This window comes from Saezia sanguinis, assembly GCF_963921665.1.
In the GTDB taxonomy this organism is placed as follows: domain Bacteria; phylum Pseudomonadota; class Gammaproteobacteria; order Burkholderiales; family Burkholderiaceae_C; genus Saezia; species Saezia sanguinis.
Window position 1 is genome coordinate 37,998 of the sequence record NZ_CAWUGC010000015.1, and the last position, 23,688, is coordinate 61,685.

The 23,688-nt window shown below is 50.1% G+C and carries 21 protein-coding genes; 14 read left to right on the forward strand and 7 right to left on the reverse strand.

Features of this window, described 5'->3' with window-relative positions; genetic code table 11:
- Positions 1-101 precede the first annotated feature (101 nt).
- From AACY98_RS09745 to AACY98_RS09760, 4 genes are read left to right on the forward strand one after another with little or no spacing between them, the layout of a single operon-like run.
- Positions 102-1,673, forward strand: a complete 1,572-nt coding sequence (locus AACY98_RS09745) for a type I restriction-modification system subunit M (protein WP_339804590.1) — start codon at positions 102-104, stop codon at positions 1,671-1,673.
- Positions 1,670-2,947 (forward strand): restriction endonuclease subunit S, encoded by a 1,278-nt coding sequence (locus AACY98_RS09750; RefSeq protein ID WP_339804592.1) that lies wholly within the window; start codon positions 1,670-1,672, stop codon positions 2,945-2,947. The genes AACY98_RS09745 and AACY98_RS09750 overlap by 4 nt, the downstream gene beginning before the upstream one ends.
- A 1-nt stretch (position 2,948) precedes the next feature.
- Positions 2,949-4,109 carry an AAA family ATPase gene (locus AACY98_RS09755; protein WP_339804594.1) on the forward strand — a complete coding sequence of 387 codons (1,161 nt, stop codon included), beginning with the start codon at positions 2,949-2,951 and terminating at the stop codon, positions 4,107-4,109.
- A gap of 1 nt (position 4,110) precedes the next feature.
- A complete protein-coding gene (locus AACY98_RS09760) occupies positions 4,111-7,212 on the forward strand; it encodes a type I restriction endonuclease subunit R (RefSeq protein ID WP_339804595.1) in 3,102 nt (1,033 codons plus the stop codon).
- Between the two features lie 177 nt (positions 7,213-7,389).
- On the opposite strand, the gene AACY98_RS09765 is transcribed toward AACY98_RS09760, so the two are convergent.
- The 3 genes from AACY98_RS09765 to AACY98_RS09775 all read right to left on the reverse strand — a co-directional run bounded on the left by AACY98_RS09765 (position 7,390) and on the right by AACY98_RS09775 (position 10,354).
- The gene (locus tag AACY98_RS09765) at positions 7,390-8,262 is read right to left on the reverse strand and encodes a toxin-antitoxin system YwqK family antitoxin (RefSeq protein ID WP_339804596.1); all 873 of its coding nucleotides are present in this window, start codon (positions 8,260-8,262) and stop codon (positions 7,390-7,392) included.
- Positions 8,263-8,531: 269 nt separating this feature from the next.
- Positions 8,532-9,578, reverse strand: a complete 1,047-nt coding sequence (locus AACY98_RS09770) for a toxin-antitoxin system YwqK family antitoxin (RefSeq protein WP_339804598.1) — start codon at positions 9,576-9,578, stop codon at positions 8,532-8,534.
- A gap of 89 nt (positions 9,579-9,667) precedes the next feature.
- Positions 9,668-10,354, reverse strand: coding sequence for a toxin-antitoxin system YwqK family antitoxin (locus AACY98_RS09775; protein WP_126980111.1), 687 nt, complete (start codon positions 10,352-10,354; stop codon positions 9,668-9,670).
- Positions 10,355-10,511: 157 nt separating this feature from the next.
- On the opposite strand from AACY98_RS09775, the gene AACY98_RS09780 reads away from it, so the two are divergent.
- From AACY98_RS09780 to AACY98_RS09805, 6 genes are all read left to right on the forward strand, one after another.
- Positions 10,512-11,231: a hypothetical protein gene (locus tag AACY98_RS09780; protein WP_339804601.1), complete on the forward strand. Its 720-nt coding sequence runs from the start codon at positions 10,512-10,514 to the stop codon at positions 11,229-11,231.
- Positions 11,232-11,523: 292 nt separating this feature from the next.
- The gene (locus AACY98_RS09785; protein WP_339804603.1) at positions 11,524-11,982 is read left to right on the forward strand and encodes a surface-adhesin E family protein; all 459 of its coding nucleotides are present in this window, start codon (positions 11,524-11,526) and stop codon (positions 11,980-11,982) included.
- Between the two features lie 249 nt (positions 11,983-12,231).
- Entirely contained in the window at positions 12,232-12,666 is a 435-nt protein-coding gene (locus tag AACY98_RS09790; protein WP_339804605.1) for a surface-adhesin E family protein, read from the forward strand.
- 397 nt (positions 12,667-13,063) lie between these two features.
- Positions 13,064-14,146, forward strand: a complete 1,083-nt coding sequence (locus tag AACY98_RS09795) for a TRAP transporter substrate-binding protein (RefSeq protein ID WP_339804607.1) — start codon at positions 13,064-13,066, stop codon at positions 14,144-14,146.
- A gap of 182 nt (positions 14,147-14,328) precedes the next feature.
- Entirely contained in the window at positions 14,329-14,979 is a 651-nt protein-coding gene (locus AACY98_RS09800; protein ID WP_339804609.1) for a TRAP transporter small permease subunit, read from the forward strand.
- Positions 14,980-14,984: 5 nt separating this feature from the next.
- On the forward strand, positions 14,985-16,652 hold the full coding sequence (locus AACY98_RS09805; RefSeq protein ID WP_339804907.1) for a TRAP transporter large permease: 1,668 nt from the start codon (positions 14,985-14,987) through the stop codon (positions 16,650-16,652).
- 126 nt (positions 16,653-16,778) lie between these two features.
- On the opposite strand, the gene AACY98_RS09810 is transcribed toward AACY98_RS09805, so the two are convergent.
- From AACY98_RS09810 to AACY98_RS09820, 3 genes are all read right to left on the reverse strand, one after another.
- Positions 16,779-17,306, reverse strand: a complete 528-nt coding sequence (locus AACY98_RS09810) for a hypothetical protein (protein WP_339804611.1) — start codon at positions 17,304-17,306, stop codon at positions 16,779-16,781.
- Between the two features lie 221 nt (positions 17,307-17,527).
- A complete protein-coding gene (locus tag AACY98_RS09815; protein ID WP_339804613.1) occupies positions 17,528-17,851 on the reverse strand; it encodes a DUF4124 domain-containing protein in 324 nt (107 codons plus the stop codon).
- A gap of 318 nt (positions 17,852-18,169) precedes the next feature.
- A complete protein-coding gene (locus AACY98_RS09820) occupies positions 18,170-18,637 on the reverse strand; it encodes a hypothetical protein (RefSeq protein ID WP_339804615.1) in 468 nt (155 codons plus the stop codon).
- 825 nt (positions 18,638-19,462) lie between these two features.
- On the opposite strand from AACY98_RS09820, the gene AACY98_RS09825 reads away from it, so the two are divergent.
- From AACY98_RS09825 to AACY98_RS09840, 4 genes are all read left to right on the forward strand, one after another.
- Positions 19,463-20,077, forward strand: coding sequence for a DUF3592 domain-containing protein (locus AACY98_RS09825; RefSeq protein ID WP_339804617.1), 615 nt, complete (start codon positions 19,463-19,465; stop codon positions 20,075-20,077).
- A gap of 370 nt (positions 20,078-20,447) precedes the next feature.
- A complete protein-coding gene (locus tag AACY98_RS09830; RefSeq protein WP_339804619.1) occupies positions 20,448-21,467 on the forward strand; it encodes a hypothetical protein in 1,020 nt (339 codons plus the stop codon).
- 313 nt (positions 21,468-21,780) lie between these two features.
- Positions 21,781-22,188 (forward strand): hypothetical protein, encoded by a 408-nt coding sequence (locus AACY98_RS09835; protein WP_339804621.1) that lies wholly within the window; start codon positions 21,781-21,783, stop codon positions 22,186-22,188.
- Between the two features lie 180 nt (positions 22,189-22,368).
- Positions 22,369-22,767 (forward strand): hypothetical protein, encoded by a 399-nt coding sequence (locus tag AACY98_RS09840; protein ID WP_339804623.1) that lies wholly within the window; start codon positions 22,369-22,371, stop codon positions 22,765-22,767.
- A gap of 12 nt (positions 22,768-22,779) precedes the next feature.
- Here AACY98_RS09840 and AACY98_RS09845 read toward each other — a convergent pair whose 3' ends face one another.
- On the reverse strand, positions 22,780-23,466 hold the full coding sequence (locus AACY98_RS09845; protein ID WP_339804625.1) for an SMI1/KNR4 family protein: 687 nt from the start codon (positions 23,464-23,466) through the stop codon (positions 22,780-22,782).
- Positions 23,467-23,688 lie beyond the last annotated feature (222 nt).

Below are 23,688 nucleotides of genomic sequence, written 5' to 3' on the forward strand. Positions count from 1 at the left end.
CAATTGGATAACTCCCGGTTTTCATAGCCTCTTTACTCGTTATAATGTTTTGCTAATATGGACTTATAGCTATCCAAAACAGATCAAGGCTGGAGTTTTAAATGACAGGTAAGGAACAACGCGCGGCACTGCAACGTCAGATCTGGCAAATTGCCAACGATGTACGCGGTGCAGTGGATGGCTGGGATTTTAAGCAATATGTCTTAGGCACACTGTTTTACCGCTTCATCAGCGAAAACTTTGCCAGCTACATTGAAGGCGGTGATGACAGCATTAACTACGCAAAGCTTGATGACAGCGTCATCACTGCGGAAATCAAAGACGATGCCATTAAAACCAAGGGTTACTTCATTTACCCTAGCGAGCTGTTCATTAACGTCGCCGCTGGTGCCAATGCCAACGAGAAATTAAACACAGATTTGGCGGGCATCTTCGCCGCCATTGAAACATCTGCCAGCGGTTACCCTTCAGAGGGAGACATCAAAGGCTTGTTTGCCGACTTTGATACCACCAGCAACCGGCTCGGCAATACGGTAAAAGATAAAAATGCCCGCCTGGCGGCTGTGCTCAAAGGCGTAGCAGGATTAAATTTTGGTGGCTTTGAAGGCAGCCAAATCGACCTGTTCGGTGATGCCTACGAGTTTCTTATCTCCAACTACGCCGCCAATGCCGGCAAATCCGGCGGCGAGTTTTTCACCCCACAACATGTGTCGAAACTGATTGCGCAACTGGCCATGCACAAGCAAACCAGTGTCAATAAAATTTATGACCCCGCTTGTGGCTCCGGCTCACTGCTGCTGCAAGCCAAAAAACATTTTGACGCCCATATTATTGAAGAAGGCTTTTTTGGCCAGGAGATCAATCACACCACCTATAACCTGGCGCGTATGAACATGTTTTTGCACAACATCAACTACGACAAGTTCAACATCCAGTTGGGCAATACCCTAACTACACCACACTTTGGCGATGAAAAACCCTTTGACGCCATCGTATCCAATCCGCCTTATTCCGTGAAATGGATTGGCTCAGATGACCCGACCCTGATTAACGATGACCGCTTTGCCCCGGCAGGCGTGCTCGCGCCCAAGTCCAAAGCCGACTTTGCTTTTGTACTGCACGCGCTCAGCTACCTTTCCAGCAAAGGTCGAGCGGCGATTGTCTGCTTTCCCGGTATTTTTTACCGGGGCGGCGCCGAACAGAAAATCCGCAAGTATCTGGTGGATAACAACTATGTCGAAACGGTGATTTCGCTTGCACCCAACCTGTTCTACGGCACCACCATCGCCGTGAATATTCTGGTGCTGTCCAAACACAAAACAGACACCCAAACCCAGTTCATCGATGCCAGCAGTCTGTTTAAAAAAGAAACCAATAACAATGTGCTGACTGATAAACATATCGAAGACATTATGCAGGTGTTTGATAGCAAAGCCGACAAGGAATATTTTGCTAAATCAGTATCGTTTGAGACCATTGCCGCCAACGACTACAACCTGTCGGTCAGCAGCTATGTCGAAGCCAAAGACAACCGCGAGGTGGTGGATATTGCCCAGCTCAATGCCGAACTGAAAACCACCGTTGCCAACATCGACCGACTGCGGTCAGAGATTGATACCATCGTGGCCGAGATTGAGGGCACTCCCAATGAAGGCTGGGAGACTAAGACATGAGCAACATGGACTTTATTGAGAAATTGCTGGATGGCGTTCAGATAGAGTGGCAACCTCTGAAGGAAGTGGCTGAAATTCGTAGTGGCTGGGGTTTCCCGAATGCCTATCAAGGAAAATCTGAAGGCAGCTATCCATTTTATAAAGTCAGTGATATGAATATCGTTGGCAACGAAACTACGATGACTGCAGCGAATAACTTTATTGATGATACGGTAGTTAAAAAACTTGGTATCACGCCGGCACCTGCGGGCACTGTGATTTTCCCCAAAATTGGCGCAGCTGTGGCGACAAACAAGAAGCGCCTTTTATCTATGCCATCCGCCTACGATAATAATGTCATGGGATTGATTTCAAGTGAGAAAATTAGTGCTCGGTTTCTGTTTTATTGGATGCAAACAATTAACCTGAGCTCTTTGGCACACGATTCTGGTGCACTTCCCTCTATTCGCAAGAGCGAAATGGAAGCTCTACTAATTCCCATCCCTTGCCCTGAAAACCCTCAAAAATCACTAAAAATCCAAACAGAAATTGTCCGCATATTGGACACGTTTACCGAGCTTACCGCCGAGCTTACCACCGAGCTTACCGCACGCAAAAAACAATACAACTACTACCGCGACCAGTTGCTGAGTTTTGAAGAAGGCGAAGTGGAATGGAAGACATTGGGGGAGCTTGGTGAGTTTATTCGTGGCAATGGCATGCAAAAAAAAGACTTCATTGAGGAAGGATTTCCAGCGATTCATTACGGCCAAATTTTTACACGCTATAGTTTATTTGCGAGCAAAACGTTTACATATATATCGAACACATTGGCAAATAAGTTAAAAATCGCCGAAAGAAATGATTTATTGATTGCAACAACATCAGAGAATGATGAAGATGTTTTAAAGCCATTAGCTTGGCTTGGTGATAAATCAGCCATATCTGGAGACATGATGCTGTTTAGGCATAACCAAAATGTTAAATATTTAGCATATTGTTTCCAAACTGAACTGTTTCAAAAACAAAAACTAAAATATATAACTGGTGCAAAAGTTAGAAGGGTCTCAAAAGATAGTCTGGCCAAGATGACGATCCCAATTCCATTCCCTAACGACCCTAAAAAGTCGCTTGCCGAACAAACCCGCATCGTCTCCATACTGGATAAATTCGATGCCCTAACCAACTCCATCAGTGAAGGTTTGCCACGTGAAATTGAGCTACGCCAAAAACAGTATGAATATTACCGCGATTTATTGTTGAGCTTTCCTAAATCGGAAAAGGTAGCGGCATAACATGAGCAATACACTCACGGAAATAGCCCGGCAACTGAAAAGCACTGATAAAAAAGTGCAGCTGATTTATGCCTTTAATGGTACGGGCAAAACCCGACTTTCGCGTGAGTTTAAGCAGCTTATTGCCCCCAAAAAAGATAACGATAAAGATAGCGATGAAGTTGAATTGACACATCGTAAGATTCTTTATTACAACGCCTTTACCGAAGACCTGTTTTATTGGGATAACGATTTGGAAGGAGATGCTGAACCCAAGCTAAAAATCCAGCCTAATTCGTTTACTGACTGGATTTTGGAAGATCAGGGGCAGGATCTCAATATCATTACAAACTTTCAACATTATGCCAATGATAAGCTTACACCCCGCTTTAATGAAGAATATACGGTCAAAGGCAAGGACGACAAACCAGTTACCGTAAAGGCTTTTTCGGAAGTAACTTTTTCGCTTGAGCGCGGCGATGACGAACACTCTGGAAATTTGAAAATCTCCAAAGGCGAAGAAAGCAACTTTATCTGGAGCGTTTTCTATACATTACTTGAACAGGTCATCAGCGTACTGAGTGTTGGAGAACCCGATAATCGTGAAACTAACCAATTTGATGAACTGGAGTATGTTTTTATTGATGACCCGGTGAGTTCGCTGGATGAAAACCACTTGATTGCGCTGGCTGTCGACCTAGCGGGTTTAATCAAATCCAACCCGTCTGGCTTGAAGTTTATCGTTACAACTCACAATCCACTGTTTTATAACGTGCTCTACAATGAACTGAATAGTAAAACCTGTTATCTGCTGGAGCGCCTAAAGGATGGTCATTTCTCCCTTACCGAAAGGCACGGCGACTCGAACAAGAGCTTTTCTTACCATCTGCATCTTAAACAAACCCTTGAACAGGCAATTGCAAATAATCAGGTGCAGAAATACCACTTTACGTTATTGCGCAATCTGTATGAAAAAACTGCCAGCTTTCTAGGCTACCCGAAGTGGTCAGAATTATTGCCCGATGACAAGCAACTCTATTTGAGCAGAATTATTAATTTTACAAACCATAGCACGCTATCCAGCGAAACAGTTGCGGAACCCACGCCAGCTGAGCAAGCGACGGTTAAATTATTGCTTGATCACTTGGCAGACAACTATGGATTTTGGCGAAAGGAAGAATAACATGACTGAGTACACCAAGCCCATCGCCGAGTCAAACAGCTTTATCATCCTTGATAAATACACCAAAGAATGGAAGGTAGCCGAAAGCTACCAGAGCGAAGGCGACCTGGAGCGCGAGCTTATTCAGGATTTGGTCCATCAGGGTTATGAATACCTGCCGGGTTTAAATAAACCTGAAGCGATGCTGGCCAATGTGCGCGAGCAGTTACAGGCCTTGAACAACGTGCAGTTTACTGACAGCGAGTGGCTGCGCTTCGTGGAGACCTGGCTGGATAAACCCAGTGATAGCGTCATTGATAAAACCCGCAAAATTCACGACGACTATATTCATGATTTTGTGTTTGACGATGGCCGCATTCAGAATATCTATCTGCTGGATAAAAAGAACATTGCCCGCAATAAGGTTCAAGTGATCAAGCAGTTTGAGCAAACGGGCTCGCACGCCAACCGCTACGATGTGACGATTCTGGTGAATGGCCTGCCGCTGGTGCAGGTGGAGTTGAAAAAACGCGGCGTGGCGATTCGGGAAGCCTTTAACCAGGTGCACCGCTACAGCAAGGAGAGCTTTAACAGCGAGCATTCGCTGTATAAGTATTTGCAGTTGTTTGTGATTTCCAACGGCACCGATAGCCGTTATTTTGCCAACACCACGCAGCGCAACAAAAACAGTTTTGATTTCACCATGAACTGGGCGAAAGCCGACAACAGCCTGATCAAAGACCTGAAAGACTTTACGGCGACGTTCTTCCAGAAAAATACCCTGCTCAAAGTTCTGCTGCATTATTCGGTATTTGATGTCAACAACACCCTGCTAGTGATGCGCCCGTATCAGATTGCCGCCACCGAGCGTATTTTGTGGAAGGTCAACAACTCGTATGAAGCCAGAAACTGGAGCAAACCCGAAAGCGGAGGTTATATCTGGCATACCACCGGCTCCGGCAAGACCTTAACCAGCTTTAAAGCGGCGCGCCTGGCTACTGAGTTGGAGTTTATCGACAAGGTATTTTTTGTGGTGGACAGAAAAGACCTTGATTACCAGACCATGAAGGAGTACCAGCGCTTTTCACCCGACAGCGTCAACGGCTCGGACAGCACCGCAGGGCTCAAGCGTAACCTGGAGAAAGACGATAACAAGATCATTGTCACAACCATCCAAAAGCTCAACAACCTGATGAAAAGTGAAGGCGACCTGCCTATATACACTAAACAAGTGGTGTTTATTTTTGATGAATGCCACCGCAGCCAGTTTGGTGAAGCACAAAAAAACCTGAAGAAGAAGTTTAAAAATTTTTGCCAGTTTGGTTTTACCGGCACACCGATCTTCCCGCAAAATGCCCTGGGCGCTGAAACCACGGCCAGCGTGTTTGGCCGCGAATTGCATTCGTATGTGATCACGGATGCCATTCGCGATGAAAAAGTGCTCAAGTTCAAGGTGGATTACAACGATGTACGCCCACAGTTTAAGGTAATTGAAACAGAGCAGGATGAGACAAAACTGAACGCGGCGGAAAACAGGCAGGCCCTGCTGCACCCCGAGCGCATTCGGGAAATATCGCAGTACATTTTGAACAATTTCCGGCGGAAAACTCACCGTCTGCAAGCAAATGCCAATGGTTTTAATGCCATGTTTGCGGTGAGCAGTGTGGATGCCGCCAAACTGTATTATGAAACGCTGAATCAACTGCAGAAACACAGTGACAAGTCACTGAAGATAGCGACGATTTTTTCGTTTGCCGCCAATGAAGAACAGGATGCTGTAGGCGATATTGCGGATGAAAGCTTTGATGTGTCGGCCATGAACAGCAGTGCCAAAGAGGTTTTAAGCGCTGCGATCAAAGACTATAATGCACTGTTTAAAACCAGCTTCAGCGTGGATAGCAATGGTTTTCAAAACTATTACCGCGATTTGGCCAAGCGGGTTAAATCAAAGGAAGTCGATTTGCTGATTGTGGTGGGTATGTTTCTGACCGGCTTTGATGCCCCCACACTCAATACCCTGTTTGTCGATAAAAACCTGCGTTACCACGGTTTGATACAGGCCTATTCGCGTACCAACCGTATTTATGATGCGACCAAGACTTTCGGCAATATTGTCACATTTCGTGATCTGGAGCAGGCTACAGTTGATGCCATTACCCTGTTTGGCAATAAAAATACCAAAAATGTGGTGCTGGAAAAGAGCTACAAGGAGTATATGGAAGGCTTTACCGATATAGTGACCGGTGAAGCGAGACGCGGCTTTGTGGATGTCGTTACAGAATTAGAACAGCGCTTCCCCAACCCTGATGAAATTGTTTTGGAAAAAGATAAAAAAGACTTTGTGAAGTTATTTGGCGAATATTTGCGTGTAGAAAACGTACTGCAGAACTATGATGAGTTTGCCAACCTGAAAGCCTTGCAAAGCGTCGATATGGGAGATATTGAAGCGGTTGAGGCTTTTAAGGCACGACACTATTTGAATGATGACGACCTGGCGGCACTGCAAACCATCAGAATGCCTGCCGAGCGAAAAATTCAGGATTACCGATCAGCCTATAACGACATTCGCGATTGGCTACGCCGGGAAAAATCGTCTGACGAGAAAGACAAATCGACCATTGACTGGAATGATGTCGTCTTTGAAGTGGACTTGCTGAAGTCGCAGGAAATTAATCTTGATTACATTCTTGAATTGATTTTTGAACACAATAAAAAGCATCAAAGTAAAGCAGGCTTAATTGATGAAGTACGCCGATTAATCCGGGCCAGTCTGGGTAACCGCGCTAAGGAAAGCTTGATTGTTGATTTCATTAACCAGACTAACCTGGATAAGATCGGCGACAAGGTTGGCATCATCGAGTCTTTTTTTGCTTTTGCGCAAGCAGAGCAACAGCGCGAGGCACAAGAGCTGATTCGTTCCGAAAATCTGAATGAAGAGGCAGCTAAACGTTATATTGCCACTTCACTCAAGCGTGAGTTTGCCAGTGACAATGGCACAGAACTCAATGCTGTTTTGCCTAAAATGAGTCCCCTAAACCCGCAATACCTCACGAAAAAACAGAATGTTTTTCAGAAAATTGCAGCGTTTGTTGAAAAGTTTAAAGGCGTTGGTGGAAAAATATAAACGTTTGAACCCGCTATATCAAGTTGATGGCTGCTCAACTGCAGTGTAGCAAACCGTTTAAAACGGTTTGCCACTTTCGCATTTATTTTTATCAAGGCGTGTTAACACACCTTTTAAATTGCCATGACCGGCTTTGCCGGCGTGTTGCATCTAACCTCCTTTGAACAGCAACGGCTTTTACCAGGCACGCGGCTGTATGGTGCCGGAGCCGATCTGTGGTTTGAGCTCACCGGTTTCGCCATAGTTGAGCTCGCGCACCAGGTTGCCCTGGCGGTCCCACCAGCTCCACACACCGACCTGCACACCGTCGAGGTAGCGCCCGGCCTGCTTGCGTGCGCCATTGTCGTACCAGTAGGTCCAGTCACCCTGCTGCTGCTCGTTGCCGTAAGCGCCTTCCTGCATTTTGGAGCCATTGTTGTACCACAGGATCCATACGCCATCGCGCACGCCGTTCACATATTGGCCCTGCCCGGCCTGTTTGCCGTTGGGGTACCAGCCCATGGATGGCCCGTTGCGCACGCCGTTGATCAGCTCTTCCTGAAACATGGGTACGCCGTTGTCGTACCAGAGTTTCCATTGCCCCTGCGGCAAGCGGTTTTGATACAGGCCTTCAATGGCTTTTTGCCCGTTGGCATGCCACTGCACATAGGGCCCATCAATGCCGACCTGCCACAAGGCTTCGTATTGCTGTGTGAGGGATTGTTGCGGTGAAAGTATCCAGTTGTGCACCTCGTCCAGGCGCAGCATGGTATAGGGGTCGGTACGTTTCACGCCGCCGGCATGGTAAAAGTCCTGCACCACAAAAAAGCCTTGTGTCGTCATGCCCCAGAATTCGCGGTAGTACGCTTCATTCTGTGCCACCACCGTTCCTAATTCAAACGGGGCCGGCGGCAGGTCAGGCGTAGCCAAAGGGGTATCTTCAGGCGCGGTGCCTGTCACAGAAGGCGGTGCGGCAGGTGTTGTGCCTGCAGAAGGCCTGGAGGTACCGGTACAGGCACTGAGTGCCAGCGCCAAAAATAGGATTGCCCACCCTGGTATAGAACTGTTCATCGTTTTCATTCTGGTTGATTTTTCACAATGTGTTTTATTCCTTTGGCTGGCTTTCAGGGCTGTTAACACGCCTTGAAACGCCATGGCCGCAGGTACACTGCACTTGTGTGCATGTTGTTTGGATTGTAAAACATGGCCTGAAAAAATCGGGCCGAAAAACCCTTTTAAAGGCTTAAGTGTGCCCTTTATCGCACAAAACCACCATGACCGGAATCAGAAAAAAGGCCCGGCATGCATATGCCGGGCCTGTGCACTGTGCTTCAAATCTCTCAGGGTTGGAGTGGTTCGTAGGTTACAGTTTCGAGCAGTTTGCCCTGCTCATCCCAGCGCTGCCATAGGCCAACCGGAATGCCATCCACAATATGCCCATGCTGGCTTTTCTGTCCGTTTTCATGCCAGATGGTCAGCTCACCACGGCCCTGGTCAAACTGCCCGACCACCCAACGCTGACCATTACCATACCAGACCTGCAGTTGCCCGTGTACACGGCCATTCTGATGTTGACCCACCAGCGCACGATCGCCATTGACATACCACTGGCGCCAAGTGCCATGCAACTGGCCCTTCAGAAAATGGGTTTCGTCACTGAGCTGGCCGTTGTCCCACCATTTACGCCACACGCCTTCTTTCAGGCCGGCCTGGTAGGAGCCTTCTTCGCTTTTCTGGCCGTTTTCATACCAGCCGGTCCACAGGCCGTCTTCCTGGTCATGCACATAGTTGCCTTCCAGTGATTTTTCGCCACCGGCGTACCACGAGGTCCATTGCCCTTCTTTCAGCCCGTCGATGTAGTACCCCTCGCGCTCTTTGGCCCCGTTGCTGTACCAGGTAGTCGCCAGCCCCTGCTGAACGCCGTTGTGAAACTGGCCTTGCATGGCCATGGCCCCATTGTCATACCATTGTGTGAGCGTGCCCTGCAAATGCATGTCAAACGGTACGTCATCCTGCGTCACCAGCGTATCCATCGGGATTTGCGGCGACATCATCCGGGGGGTGATGTACAAACCATTCATGAAAGCACCGTGGGTAAATACGCAACGGGGAATGTCTTGCGCCTGCGTTACCACAAACGGATCGGTCAGCTTCAGGTTGCTGCCCTGGTAAAAGGCCTGCATCTGATAGCCCTGCTGCGTGGTGCCCAGGTAGGTGCAGTAAGCCACATCGCCCTGCGCCACTTTTTGCCCGACCTCATAGGACGGGGCCTCTACCAATGGGGCTGGGGTCAAAGTTGTGCAACCGCTGATGGCCCAGACCGCGAGCAAAGGCAACACCCATGCCAGCCGGTGCTGCAATGTGAAACTTGACGCAATTTTTTTCATATAACATCCCCTCCATTCGACCATACACTTTGGTACCGGACCTGGCAGCACACACTCATAAAGAATCTTAAAGAAAACACCCGAGCCCGTTACTGCGCGGTGGCTTCCAGCCGTTCTTCGTGCAGCAGCACGCCCTGTTCATTCCACATGCGCCAGACGCCCACCCGTTGCCCATGGTCGTAAGCGCCCTCTGTCTGCATTTGTCCATTGGCATACCAGACAGTCCAGGCCCCATGCAACTGACCGTTCAGATAGCGGGTTTCCAGCGCCTTGCGGCCATTTTCGTACCATAACACATAAGGGCCGGCCGCATTCAACTGGCCCAGCCAGTTCAGCATGCCCTGGCTGAGCCCGCCAGAGCCTTCCACGGCACCCGAGTACAACAGACCTTCCACATCAGCCTCGGTGCGCAGCACATAGGCATCGGTCAGTTTTTCATCGCTTTGCTCAGACTGCGTTGTTGCGGCACTGTGAGCGGATTTATAAAAGTCCTGCACGACATAGCCGTTCTGCGGTGTCATGCCCAAAAATTTGCGGTAAAACAAGTCGTTTTCTGCCACCAGATCGCCCACATTGTATGCCACCACCTGTGGCGGTGTTTGCGGCACTGACGGCACGGAACCCCCGATGGGAAACCCGACACCCACCCCAACCCCGGAATGCCGGCTGCCGCCGAAAACACCAATCCCGATATTGGGTGAAATGCCATTACAGGCGGTAACGCTGACTGCTGCCACCAGAATGGCCAGTGCGACTGCTTTTCTTGTTGAACTCATAGCAAACCCCTTAGAGTGGAACCCTTTGTGTGAGCGCCAGCCTTGCCTAGCAGTGCTTGAGCAACCCTGAGCGCATTCCAGCCCATTGTAAACCACCTGGGGATTCATTTTTTCAAAGTTTTCACATGGGGATCACTGTGGAATATGGCATACTGTAATGGGTTTGCGCACAAACCGGTTGAACATCATTCACCTGCACGACAAAAGAGAATACGTGATGAAGCACATGCCTCGTCAAAACACCTGGATCTATCTGCGTATTGCACTACTACTGGTTGCGGCAGCATTGCCGGGTGCCTATGCCCAAACGCCAGGCACTTTAACTATATCAGCCCACCCACAGCAGATGAGCTGTGAACTGATGACGGAGAGTGTCGAGCGCAGCGCCGGTTTTTTGGCAGCCGGCGCCTCTTTGAGCGAGGCTTACCAGCGTATCACAGGGCAAAATGCCTCCTTCAGGGAGCAGGTCAGCAACATCCTTCACGTGTCCATGGCTTCTGAACTGGCACAGCACAATTCAGCGCGGTGGAAAGAGGCCATGGAGATCATGTGCCAAAGACATTATCCGGAGAACCTGATGCAAACGGTCAATGGCATATGCGACAAGGTTTCAGGGCTCGCGTCAGTAGCAACGACCACCAGGGATAACGGGCCGATCAGCGAACAGCAGTTTATTGCAACCATCAGATCATCTATCCGCCAGGACGGTGGCGATACGGAGATTACGCAGTTTGCCATTGCACAGACGGAGCGCATTGTGATTGACCTGGTGAAGTATGTTTACCAAAACCCGAATAAAACCGACGACGAATTGATTCAGGAATTCCGTGCCAACTGTTACTATGACTATGGCAACCACCGATTTGGTAACCGCTGATCAAACGCTGACCTGCATTCCATAAAAATTCTTGGCAAACACGTGCAAAACAAGGCGGTGTGGCCGAGGCCCGTGAGACCCTGCAAACCGTGTGTAAGTAAGCAGTACTACACACACCGCCATAGCTGAAGTTGTATCACAGGTATGGCGGCACGTAAGTCATTTTTTGCTTTCATGGTTTTTGTTTAACCGAAAGATTTTGTCTGACCACAAGGGCCAGCATATGCTATTTCAGCTGCAGTACTGAGATATACTTTGACGGAGTGACTGAACTTCAATGTGAGGACGTGCGATGAATAAATCAACCTGGTTTGTTTCTTTGATGTTGGCTGTGGCACTGAGTATACCCGGCATGACAATGAGCCTTAATGCTGCTGCCCAGCCTGTCCCTTCGAACCTGCTGTTGATTGAGGCAGATTCTGAGGGCTTTGAACCCGCCGCATTTTATCTGGATATTGATTCCATCCGCCCCAGTCCTGGCCACCCGCACTGGCGGCATGCCCGTCTGATTGTACAGCCTGAAAATGTCCAGAACTCGCATGATCTGGCAGAAGTAGCGGGCGCACAGTCCTGGGGCATGTATATCACGGTCGACTGTCAAAACCAGGCTGTACGGGCAGATACCGAGCTCTGGCTTAGCCAGCACTACGGACAGGGAGAGATCCTGCGCCAAACGGATCATGATGAAAATTTTGCCCACTCCAATGGCAGTGAAACAGCTCAACTCATATTGGATACGGTATGCAAATGACCCCAGATATCACCTTGAATGTAACCCTATACACGCGCCCTGGCACAGCTCCTGCTGAATGCCAAGGGTGTGCATAGCATCCTACCGAAATCTTTTTGACAGCTCATCCTGAGGTGCCGCTTTTTTGCCCACAGATAACGGCATGACCCAATTTCCGGCTGCGGTTTGCAATCGGTAAACTCTTCGCTAAAATGGGTGCTGGCTGAGTACCTTTCTACCCCGCCTTTTGTATCTGATAAGGAATATGACATGTCTTTGATGCGACGCACACACCACGCTATGCTGGCGCTGGCTGTTATTTCAGGTTTTTCTGCAAGCAGCATGGCTTCTGCTAATGAGGCATTATGGACGCTGATACCAGGCACCGAAACTGCGCCGATTTTCATTGACCAGTCCTCCATCCAGCCCAGCCCGCAGAACCTGGCCTGGCGCACCGCCACATTGCTGGCACAGCCTTTTGACAACGAAACCCCACCGCGTCCGGTACCTAACGCATCAGCCACCATGGAGATCACGGTGGACTGTACCTTGCGCGCCATCCGCACAGACGCCATGCACCAGTTCAACCAGGCTTACGCCAAAGGTGAGGTAGTCAAGTCGATGACAATGGAAAATAATGATTTTCAAAATGCGCAAACCACCGCACAAGGCGATACATTCATTGTGAACACGGTCTGTAAATAACCAGACCAGCCCCACAGCGTATCCATTTCAGCCGCTGCGGCTAAAAACACCCTCTGCTTTCACGCATAAAGGCCATGCCGGTTATCACTGGCATGGCCTGATGTCATTTGCCCTCCCAAGGCAACCAGGGCCAGCTAGTACGGCACCAGCACACCGTTAGATCAACCCGCTGAGAATGGCTGCATCACATGATTTCGGGGTATACCCTTACTGATTAATCTCAGCCATACCGCGCAGTATAGGGGGAAAATTCACGTGCTGCACAATATCCTTTTCTGCATCCCCAATTTATGTTCTTATGGTCATCAATGGCATTGTTTCCATGCTTTAATCGCCGAAAAATGCGACACCGTTTTTCAAAGCACAAACACCTCACCACAACACAGGAGACAAAGTCATGGAACGACGCAGATTCGTCAAAGGGGCAGGTATCGCCGGAATTGTTGCTGCAGCCAGTGCTCCGGCCATCGTCTATGCACAGCAGCAGTTGCGCTGGCGCATTGCATCGAGTTTTCCCAAAACGCTGGATACAGTGTACGGAGGCGCCGAGATTTTTGTAAAGAATGTGTCCGAGGCCACCAGCGGCAAATTCACGATCTCGCTGCATTCAGCCGGTGAGCTGGTACCGGCTTTCGGGGTGGTGGATGCCGTTCAGCAGGGCACCATTGATATCGCACACACTTGCGGCTATTATTTTGTGGGCAAGGATGAGACATTTGCCATTGACACTTCCATCCCGTTTGGCATGAATGCCCGTCAGATGAACGCCTGGATGTACGATGGCAATGGCATGAAGCTGCTGCGTGATTTTTTCTCACAGTACAACATCGTGAATCTGCCTGTAGGCAATACCGGTGCACAGATGGGGGGCTGGTTCCGCAAGGAGATCCGCTCTGTGGCCGATGTTAACGGCATTAAATTCCGTATTGGCGGTTTTGGCGGCAAAGTGTTTTCTGAGCTGGGCGTGATTCCGCAGAACCTGCCTGGCGGTGAGATTTATACCGCGCTGGAAAAAGGCACACTGGATGCGGCGGAATGGATCGGTCCTTATGACGACCTGAAGCTCGGTTTGCACAAGGTCGCACCTTATTATTATTCCCCCAGCTGGTGGGAAGGCAGCACACAGTTCAGCCTGTACATCAACGCCAATCAGTGGGCAACGCTTTCCAAAGAGTATCAGAACATTGTGCGGCAGGCGGCCTCTGATGCGCACGTGGCAGTGCTGGCCCGCTACGACCGGCGCAACCCGGAGGCGCTCAAGCAGTTGATTGCGCAGGGCGCCAAGCTGCAACGTTTTCCTAAAGATGTGATGGATGCGGCTTTCAAAGCGCGTAACAAGGTGTATGCCGAACTGATGGACAGCAACCCGAACTGGAAAAAAATCTATCCGGACTATGCCAAGTTCCTGGCGGAATCCTACCAGTGGATTCCGGTCGCCGATGGCCTGTACGACCAGTACATGGCTGCACAAAAGCTGTAACCCCTTTCTTCTGACACGCTTTCCGTATTTACCAGCCTGCCACCGCAGGCCGGCAAATGGTGTGCGTTTAACAGGCTTCATGGTCAACAGCCACCACATACCGCCATACAGGCCCCAACTGCCAACCGCACTTTCTGTAACGCAGGATATGTGCGCCCGGTCTGCACATGCAGGAGTACCTTATGATGAATTTTCTATTGAAGTGCAGCCACATCATTGATGGCATGAACGGCCGGATTGGCCGGGCGCTGATCTGGCTGATTCTGCTGGCCACACTGATCAGCACCGTCAATGCCATCACGCGCAAGTTTTTTAACCTCAGCTCCAACGCTTTTCTGGAAATTCAGTGGTACTTGTTCGCTGCCGTTTTTCTGCTGGGCGCCGGATATGCTTTTCTGAGAAACGTGCATGTGCGGGTGGATGTGCTGGCGCAGAAGTTTTCTGCCAAAACGCGCAATGTGGTTGACATTGTGGGCATTACGCTGTTTGTGCTACCGCTGTGTTACTGCATGATCAGCTTTGCCTGGCCGGTGGTGATGCAGGCGATTCATTCAGGCGAGTCTTCTGCCAACGCCGGCGGGCTGGTCCGCTGGCCGGCTTATATTCTGGTTCCCGCCGGTTTTACGCTGCTGGCGCTGCAGGCCTGTTCCGAGCTGATCAAACGCCTTGCGTTCGTGCTGGATTGCGGCCCCGACCCGCTGGCGCCGTCCGAACCCGAGATACAGGCGCTGCCAGCAGAGCATCCATCGGTGAATGACGCGTTCATGCCATCCCACACCACATACCCGCCACACGTCCCCGATGCACCGGCAAATCATAAGGAAGGAACCTGATCATGATGGCATTCATTGCTTCCAATATGGCACCCATCATGTTTGCGTTCATGGTGGTACTGCTGCTTTCGGGTTTTCCGGTGGCATTTTCTCTGGCAGCCTGCGGGCTGATCTTTGGTTTTGCCGGCATCTGGATGGGCTTGCTGCCACAATCATTGTTCCACGCCCTGCCGCTACGGGTGTTTGGCATCATGCAAAACGAAACACTGCTGGCCATCCCGTTTTTTACCCTCATGGGGCTGATTTTAGAGCGCAGCGGTATGGCCGAAGATTTGCTGGAAACCGCCGGACAGGTTTTCGGCCCGGTGCGCGGCGGTCTGGCATTTGCCATTCTGTTTGTCGGCGTGCTGCTTTCTGCAACCACCGGCGTTATTGCGGCATCGGTCATTTCGATGGGGCTGATTTCACTGCCTATCATGCTGCGTTATGGTTACAGCCCGTCAATTGCCAGCGGTACCATCGCCGCTTCGGGTACGCTGGCACAGATTGTTCCCCCCTCACTAGCGCTGATTGTCATTGCCGACCAGTTGGGAAAATCTGTGGGCGATATGTTCCGCGGCGCGCTGATTCCTTCTTTGATGCTGATCGCCGCTTTTGCCATTTATCTGGCACTGGTGGCATTTTTCCGCCCCAAAGCAATGCCCGCTCTGCCGCCGGAGGTACGTACGTTCAAAGAGCCCAACGGTCAATCGGGGATACGGTCAATGCTGTGGTTTTTTACGCTGGTGACCTTGATGACCGTTGTGTTTGCCTGCTTCTACCCTCAAATCACATCGCTGATTGCCGGGCACGAGCGCACCCCGCGCGGTGACGAGGTGGTGATTGTTTCACTGGTCAGTGGCACCATTCTGGCCTGGCTGCTGGCCATGCTCAACCGCTTGTTAGGCCTGGGCCTGCTCTCACGCATGACCGAGCGCATGACGTTTGTGCTGATTCCACCGCTGGCGCTGATTTTTCTGGTGCTGGGTTCTATTTTTCTGGGCGTGGCCACACCGACCGAAGGCGGCGCGATGGGGGCCGTCGGCGCGATGGTCATGGGCATGTTGCGTGGCAAGCTGAATTTCAAAACGCTGCATCAGGCACTTAAATCCACAACCGAACTCTCATGCTTTGTGTTGATGATTCTCATTGGTTCGACCATTTTCAGCTTTACTTTTACCGCGGTGGACGGCAATCACTGGGTGGAGCATCTGTTTGACAAACTGCCTGGCGGACAGTTGGGTTTTCTGATTTTTGTCAGTATTGTTATTTTCATACTGGGCTGTTTTCTAGATTATTTTGAAATTTCATTCATCCTGATCCCGCTGCTGGCCCCTATTGCGAACAAACTGGGGATTGACCTGATCTGGTTTGGCATTTTGATTGGCGTGAATCTGCAAACCTCATTTCTGACGCCACCGTTCGGATTTGCCCTGTTTTTCCTGCGCAGTGTGGCCCCGATCAGGGCCTACATTGACAAGGTAACCGGTAAACGCATTGAGGGGATTCAAACCCTGCAGATTTATAAAGGCACACTTCCATTCATCGGCCTGCAGCTTCTGGTGTTGGCGATTTTGATTGCATTTCCGATTCTGGTGACCGGCATGTTCGATCAGCATGACAACCTGGATACAGAAAATGTGCAGATTCAGATCGAAGGAAACAACGACTGGGGCAATAACAACGCATGGTAGCTGGCGCTATGGCATAAGCCCGCTAAGCCGCCCATATTCATCGGCTGGCATGCAAAAGCCGTACGGCAAAACCTGCTGTACGGCTTTTTATTCAGGCCACAAAGACAGCCAGATAGCACCCGCGTGCTATTGCATGGTAGCCAGTATCCCTTTGATCAGGGCGGAGAGTTCTTCACCCCCAATTGCAGCAACCGGCAGAAACAATGCCAGCCCAGCCAGCACCAGCATGCATGCAATCGGCGTTAACACGGCAATGCCGATACCGGCCAGAAATGAGATGTCCACCCGGCGGGAAATGCTATAGCCCAAAATGCCCACAGCCAGCAATGTGTTGATGATGCTCACATAGTACATGATGCTGGCCAGTGACTGCGGCAGCTCCTCCATGGCCTGCAGTTCAGCAGCCGTGTACTGCCCTGTGCTGTAACTGTACAGGACAACCCCAATCACAATGTTGATGAGAAACATCACGATATACATGATGTTGAGCGATGCCAGCGATTTGTAAAATGTCGCATCCTTGCTGAACAGGCGTGTCACACCGAACAGCACCCAAACAACCGCCAGATAAAATCCAAGCGCAAAAAGCGCCAGCCGTATATCGGCAACGGCATACAACAATAAAGTAGTGAGTACGACTGGCAGGTAATGCATCCGTTGTAATCTTTCTGAGTTGATGTCATCCCGGACAAATCGGAACAATCAAACAAATGGCTTTGCGGCAAGCCAAGTATAGCTGCGCTTTGAGCTTCGGGCGTTAAACCTGACCCATAAAAGACCATATCATCTGATATGACCTGAAAATATTTCAACCAGCCCCCCGCTGCAAAACCCCGCAGCCGGTTTGGGGTGGTCTTTAGAGGCCTATCTGCCTGTTATCGGCGCCGGTTACACCCTGAACGGCGAACATTGCCGCCACTTTGGCTGTTAGAAGGCGTCATCACCGCAATGCTGCCGCCACCGGAACCGTAATTCGATACGGATGCCGCCCGGTTGGCGGTGTTGCAGGTTTGTCCCCCCGGCTGCACGCCGGACATGCTGTACACCCGGACCGCCTGGGAGCTGCTGCTGGTTGCGCATGGTGCATCAGAATAGGTCACCCGCCCGGTTGCCGGGTCGGTGCAGCGTTGCAGTTGCTGGGCGTGTGCAGAAGTTGCCAGTGCCATTGCAAAAACTGGTATCAGCATCCAGATTTTCATCGTCATTTTCCTTGATGTTGATAGAAAGAGAATGTTGTTTCCGTATCACCCGCGTTACAGCATAATGCCCCTGCTTTGACGTGATGACATGTCAAAAACCATGTTGTTTATCTGATCTTATCATGTATACCTGCCTACGCCAAAAATAATTCCATGCAGATCATTCTGGTAACTGCCTATCGGCATATGCAGCCCCGCCAGTGGCCTGTTGCGACCACTGGTGTATCCGTACCTGCAAACGATGGATCCGATATACCTATATATACAAATACAAAGGCCCCATCGCACAATTCAGCAGATTAGGCAATGCACAGCAAGCTACGACGCGACAACGCTGACGGGCAATATCATATTGATGCCCAGACACACGACAGCCCAACAAACATACGTGATTACCGCAATCATCAGCGCCACGAAAAACGATACGCCAAAATAAAGCCGGACAAAGAACGTTGTAACGACTGCCATCACAGCAAGATAGATGACGTAAACATACAGTGCCAGCTTATCCAGCTCAGCTTGCGTCAACCCTTGTGAAAAGTTATACCCCGACAGGCTAACTCCAGCAAATAATCCCAAAAGAAAGAAAATGATAAAAAGTGCAATGATGGTCATGTTACTGGCCGCCAGCGATTCATAGTATTTGGCCGTTGTGGTAAAAAGCCGCGCAATGGCGTATTGCAACAAAACATAAAAAAGATAGAACCCGGTTGCCACAGCCGCTGCCAGCCCACCCAGGTAACCCCATATAATGCAAGTGATGATCACAACCAGAACGTAATGCATATTCTTTTTCCTTTTTTTATAAAGTTTGATTAATTGACCATTGACATGGCTATGCAGCCATATCTCTGGAAACCTACCCACCCTGGGATCTTTGATGGCACGGTATGCCAGCAGCCCAGGCGCAAAAACAGCGCTCTTAAAATAAAAAAACCGCACGGGATACTTTCCGTGCGGGTTGCTGCTGGCTCAGCAAGGGCTAATCGCCCGGCACTGCGCTCGGGGGGAAGGGCCCCTCACACCAGCGACACAACTCACACGAATCACACCGATTCACAACCGCTTTTGTCTTCAATTCCATCATTTACACACCACACCGTCATTTGTATCAATTTGATTGCAAGTGGTCACAATCAAGTTATCGCGTTTAAATTCCGCGATAATTTATGTAATGTTAACGCCTAATTTTTTGAGATCAATGATTTATAGGTTGTTGACCAAAATAATTGCATTTACAAAGAAGGCATATTTAATGAACAAAACGCGCTCTGCGTAAGAGGACTTTCTCCCGAAAATCCCGCGAAGATGCCCTGCCACAGAGGCATTCGGCATTTTCATGACAAGCATTAAAACACCGCAAACAAATGCATTAAAAGGCCTTAAAAAATAAATCCGCGTAAAAATACATGTTGTATTTATGTAAAAAATCAAATGCCACATGACTGCGACAGGCTTACGTTTGCTGCCCTTGCTCACAATCAAGTTGTTTTCAGTAAACGCATGGCGCTCAGATGGGCCAATATGCAGGACAATGCTGCACGCTTGTGATCGCGGGAGCGGTTACCGCGCCATGATCATCTGTGCCCCGGGCAGTACATAACCGCCAGCATGCGTGCTACACTGCGGCAACCAGCGCTGGTTGAGAGAATCTCAGCGTGGCGATGTTTTGAGACTGATGTGTTTGTTGTACCGATGGCTGCCACACCCAAACATTTTTTTATCATTCCCTGGATACTGCTGGTTGTCAGCATGTGTTTCATCTATATGGGCGTCAAAGACCTGTATGGCGTCAGCGCTGCCTATCTGTGGGGCCAACAGGCGCAGGGCCAGGTTACTCAGACCAGCGCCGCAGGCCGCACCCGTTCAACCACATACTATTACACCATTGAATACCAGGATGCCCGCGGCACCCTGCACACCGCCAGCAGCAGCGATATGCGGCCTTATGAAACTGGGCAGCACATTGAAGTGGTCTATTCGCCAAGCTCCCCCACCAAAGTCTACCTGCCCGATGTGTACCTGTACTGGGCCGCTGACGGGCTGGGCTATATCACGCTGGCCTTGTTCATTGCATTGTTTGGATTCAATGAACTCAGCAAGGCGCTGGCCGGCAGCAGGCACCAGGCGCTGGTGAACAAACTGCTGGCTATTGACAAAAGCATGGTGCCACTGGCATTGATGCTCACCGTCATTGCCCACCTGGCCGGCAAGCCCACGTTTTAAGCTGCGCCTGGCAACGCACAGGCTCAACGGCTGGCCCTGAAAAGAGCCTGATCAAGCACTGGCCTGACATGTTACATGGTGTCACTCAGATAGAACATGACCAGCCACACTGCCGTCTGCCTTAACCTGCTTTTGCCACCTGCCCTGTTTTGAACAACACTGATGCAGGCAACCATTCATGCACCACGGCCTGTACATAGCCAGCAATAACGTTATCGGTTAAGATTAATGCTGTCACTAAAAAACACGTCTGGATACAGGAAACGCACGGCCTGACAGGACCATGGCTAAGCGGTTCACTGAAAACCACCCGGACGCAATATGAAAAACTGATCACCTACCTGTGGCGTGAACCCAAGGAAGTAACAACATGGACATCATCACATTTTCCCAACAAGCCCGTAACTACCTGCAAAACTGCGACCCGGCCATTACCGGCCAGCTCATTGATGCCAACTTGCTGCAATGGCAAGCCAAACGCAAACACCGCAAAACATCGGCATGGCTGTATGAAACGCTGCTGCGCCACGCCTCACGCGGCACCGGCAAGGGTGACGCCCTGGGCAAATGGTACCAGCCACGCACCGAAGCGGCGGATACTGCGCCCACACTTTACCTGCGCGATTATTTAGCCCCGATACTGTTCAACTTTAACCCGCAACAGGTCGCAGCCACTTATGGCAAAGAGCCGAAAAAAGTATGGCAGGCACTGGGCGGTAAAAAAAATCTGAAAGAATTGCTGGCGCCGGACGGAAAAGCACCGCAGAAAAAAACCATCAAAGCCTGGAAAAATTTTGTTCAAATCATCTGTGACGCCGCGGTGTTTTTTGCCGGTGACGACCAGTACAAGGCCTTTAAAAGCGCGCTGAGCGACGCCCATGGAGACGATGTCAACGCGCTGCTGGTGCCGGTGGAGCTGTTGCACGAGGCCATCCCCTCACTGGATAAAGGCCTGGTTTACAACTTCATCAAAGAGCTTGGCTACACCGATTACGTTAAACCCGACGCCTCGCTGATCAACCTGTGCATGCGGGCCGGGCTGGTTGACCTGAAACAGGTGCAGCAACGCATGCAGAAAAAACCCAAGACGCTGCCCAAGGCACCGAAAAAAGACAAGAAGATCAACTATGCTAAGGTAGTCTGCCCGCAAAAGTTTTTCACCACCATTGTGACGCTGTGTAAAGACAAAGGCATTCTGCCTTATGAATTTGACAAGCTGATGTGGCTGGTGGACAGTGGCAAGTTCATTGAACCTGACGGTCGGCTGCGTGAATTCAAGACCAGCAAAAAAGATTTCATCGCGCAGTGCCTGGTCAATGAAGCCATCAATGCAGAAAAACTGCGCCATGGCAAAAAGCCCAAACAGCCCCTGAAAAAACCTGCTGCATAAAACTGCCTGATCATGGGCAGCAGCGCTGCACTCAGGCCTGCATGGCATTCAACCATGCAGGCCTTTTGTAATTTTGTAATTTTGTGATCTTGTGATTTCATAATTTTGTACTTTCGTACTTTTATATCTGCTTGCATCTGAACATAAACTCCACCTGCCGCAGCAGATCGCATACCCACCGTTTTCAGCCTGTGCAGGTATCACCTCATGCGCCCGACCGTATGGGCACAAAGCACTTCTTTGAAAATTGCATGCAGTGCTGGAATGCACCGCTACAGTCAAGACATGTACCACAACAAATGGGTTCCGTACCATGTTTGACGACTACCTTTTAAATTACAAACCAGACCAGCCGGAAGAAAACACACAGCAAGAAGATGCGCAAGCATGCATGGAAATAGAAGCACATACGGAAACGGTTGACCCGCATCCTGTCATTTCTGGTTTGATTTCTTTGGTACTGTTGGCCTATGTTGCAGCCTCCGTGCTATTGGCAGTCAAGTTAAGTATGGTCATGGGTTATCTGGCTATACTTTTCGGTGGCATCGGAATGCTGTTTGGCCTGCTCCCAATTATCATCATTGTCTTTTCTGCCATCGGCATAGCCCGGTGCACTTGGAGCGCTTACAGTAAAACAGACGGCTCGCTTGGGCAGAAGCTGGGTTTTGCTTTGTTTGCGTTCACTCTTCTCAATGTAGTACCGGCAATGCTCTTATTTTAAAAATATTTCCGGCAGCCAAAGTTAAAGCAAGGCAGCGATGACAATCATGTCCTGCAACAGGCACGTATCATTTGATGCGCCCCACGGTATGAGCAAAAAGCACTTCTTCATGAAACACGTACAAAGCCGGAATGCCGCATTAAAGTGCAGACATGTTTCACAACACACAGGAAATTGAGCATGTCCGCAGAACACACTTCAACCAGTACGCAAACAAGCCAGCGGAATACGCGTGAACCTGCACACACGGCAAAAGTCAACGCCCCGAACCCCATTGCCTTGATTCTGCTCTGCGTGGTGTTGGCAGCGCTTGCTATTGCGTTTATTCCAGTACTCATGTGGACAGCAGACGCACTCAATATCCTGATTATTCTTTTTACTGGTAATCAATCTTATGCCGTGATGAGGTGGGTTTTCGGTCTGTTATATGTCTGGCGCACTGCCCGCGTTGCCCGCTGGATCTGGATCAACCGCAAAATGGATGGTCCTGGAAGCAGGTTTCGCATCGCCTTGTTGGCCCTCATTCTTTTCTGTGTGTTGCTGTTGACAATTTTCTTTACACAAATCAAACCACTTTGATACCGCGCAGGCTTAAAACACCGCATCTCCTGCCGCATACGCCTGAGGCATCCATTGCGTACCGGTGGCGTCGTCGCCATAACGGGCATAGCCCCCCAGATCGTTAAGTGCCTGAACCGGGTCGCTGGTGATGCGTTGGAAAAATTCTGGCAGGCTTGCGGCGTACAGGCTGAAGCTCAAACCATCCTGGTCGAAATAATAGATGCCGCCATGCTGCGCGCCGCCCAGCGCCAGTAAAAAGTAGTTGCCCGAGTTGGGTACTTCACCGAACATGACGGCTTCATGCGCCCATGGCGGAACCCGGGCGTTCAGTTCGCCGGCGTCAAACACCTCACCGTCGATCCAGTCCTGAAAATAGTCTCCCATGCGCTCCCACATTGCAGTGGCAAAAACGCGTATGCCCACGGCATGAATCCCGATGGCATTGTGCTCGACCGTATCGGCATACAGCTCGGCACCGTTGTAGTGCGTATAAAAGTCAATGAATGCCTGCGGCGCATTTTCACCCAACTGCTCATGCATCAGCGCCATGTCCGCAGCAGATGCCGGCGCCCCCAGCGTGCTGGTCACATGCGCCACCCACTGCGCTGTACTGCTGCCATCTGCCGGGTGGCACAGAAAGCGCTGATTGGGCTGGTTGATAAATTCACTTAATGGCCTGAGCCATTGGGGTACGGCCTCATGCGGCGGTGTATGCATTCAATTTCTCCACAAATGTTCCACAGCCTGAATCGTTTTGCCATACATTCAGGAAACAACAGTATTGTAACAATGCCCGTGTCTCAACTATATATATCAGCACTGGTTGGATATTCAATGTCTGATTTTTTAAGAGCGACATGTTATAAATAAAATAAAGTATCATTGATTAAGGCGTTATGCAGGCACGGGACAACGTGACGCGTTTCATGGCTTGTTTCA

Bases quoted from the DNA above. Each gene is read 5' to 3' on its own strand.
- AACY98_RS09745 (WP_339804590.1), top strand. From the start codon at position 102: ATGACAGGTAAGGAACAACGCGCGGCACTGCAACGTCAGATCTGGCAA.
- AACY98_RS09750 (WP_339804592.1), top strand. From the start codon at position 1,670: ATGAGCAACATGGACTTTATTGAGAAATTGCTGGATGGCGTTCAGATA.
- AACY98_RS09755 (WP_339804594.1), top strand. From the start codon at position 2,949: ATGAGCAATACACTCACGGAAATAGCCCGGCAACTGAAAAGCACTGAT.
- AACY98_RS09760 (WP_339804595.1), top strand. From the start codon at position 4,111: ATGACTGAGTACACCAAGCCCATCGCCGAGTCAAACAGCTTTATCATC.
- AACY98_RS09765 (WP_339804596.1), bottom strand. From the start codon at position 8,262: ATGAACAGTTCTATACCAGGGTGGGCAATCCTATTTTTGGCGCTGGCA.
- AACY98_RS09770 (WP_339804598.1), bottom strand. From the start codon at position 9,578: ATGAAAAAAATTGCGTCAAGTTTCACATTGCAGCACCGGCTGGCATGG.
- AACY98_RS09775 (WP_126980111.1), bottom strand. From the start codon at position 10,354: ATGAGTTCAACAAGAAAAGCAGTCGCACTGGCCATTCTGGTGGCAGCA.
- AACY98_RS09780 (WP_339804601.1), top strand. From the start codon at position 10,512: ATGGGTTTGCGCACAAACCGGTTGAACATCATTCACCTGCACGACAAA.
- AACY98_RS09785 (WP_339804603.1), top strand. From the start codon at position 11,524: ATGAATAAATCAACCTGGTTTGTTTCTTTGATGTTGGCTGTGGCACTG.
- AACY98_RS09790 (WP_339804605.1), top strand. From the start codon at position 12,232: ATGTCTTTGATGCGACGCACACACCACGCTATGCTGGCGCTGGCTGTT.
- AACY98_RS09795 (WP_339804607.1), top strand. From the start codon at position 13,064: ATGGAACGACGCAGATTCGTCAAAGGGGCAGGTATCGCCGGAATTGTT.
- AACY98_RS09800 (WP_339804609.1), top strand. From the start codon at position 14,329: ATGATGAATTTTCTATTGAAGTGCAGCCACATCATTGATGGCATGAAC.
- AACY98_RS09805 (WP_339804907.1), top strand. From the start codon at position 14,985: ATGGCATTCATTGCTTCCAATATGGCACCCATCATGTTTGCGTTCATG.
- AACY98_RS09810 (WP_339804611.1), bottom strand. From the start codon at position 17,306: ATGCATTACCTGCCAGTCGTACTCACTACTTTATTGTTGTATGCCGTT.
- AACY98_RS09815 (WP_339804613.1), bottom strand. From the start codon at position 17,851: ATGAAAATCTGGATGCTGATACCAGTTTTTGCAATGGCACTGGCAACT.
- AACY98_RS09820 (WP_339804615.1), bottom strand. From the start codon at position 18,637: ATGCATTACGTTCTGGTTGTGATCATCACTTGCATTATATGGGGTTAC.
- AACY98_RS09825 (WP_339804617.1), top strand. From the start codon at position 19,463: ATGCGTGCTACACTGCGGCAACCAGCGCTGGTTGAGAGAATCTCAGCG.
- AACY98_RS09830 (WP_339804619.1), top strand. From the start codon at position 20,448: ATGGACATCATCACATTTTCCCAACAAGCCCGTAACTACCTGCAAAAC.
- AACY98_RS09835 (WP_339804621.1), top strand. From the start codon at position 21,781: ATGTTTGACGACTACCTTTTAAATTACAAACCAGACCAGCCGGAAGAA.
- AACY98_RS09840 (WP_339804623.1), top strand. From the start codon at position 22,369: ATGTCCGCAGAACACACTTCAACCAGTACGCAAACAAGCCAGCGGAAT.
- AACY98_RS09845 (WP_339804625.1), bottom strand. From the start codon at position 23,466: ATGCATACACCGCCGCATGAGGCCGTACCCCAATGGCTCAGGCCATTA.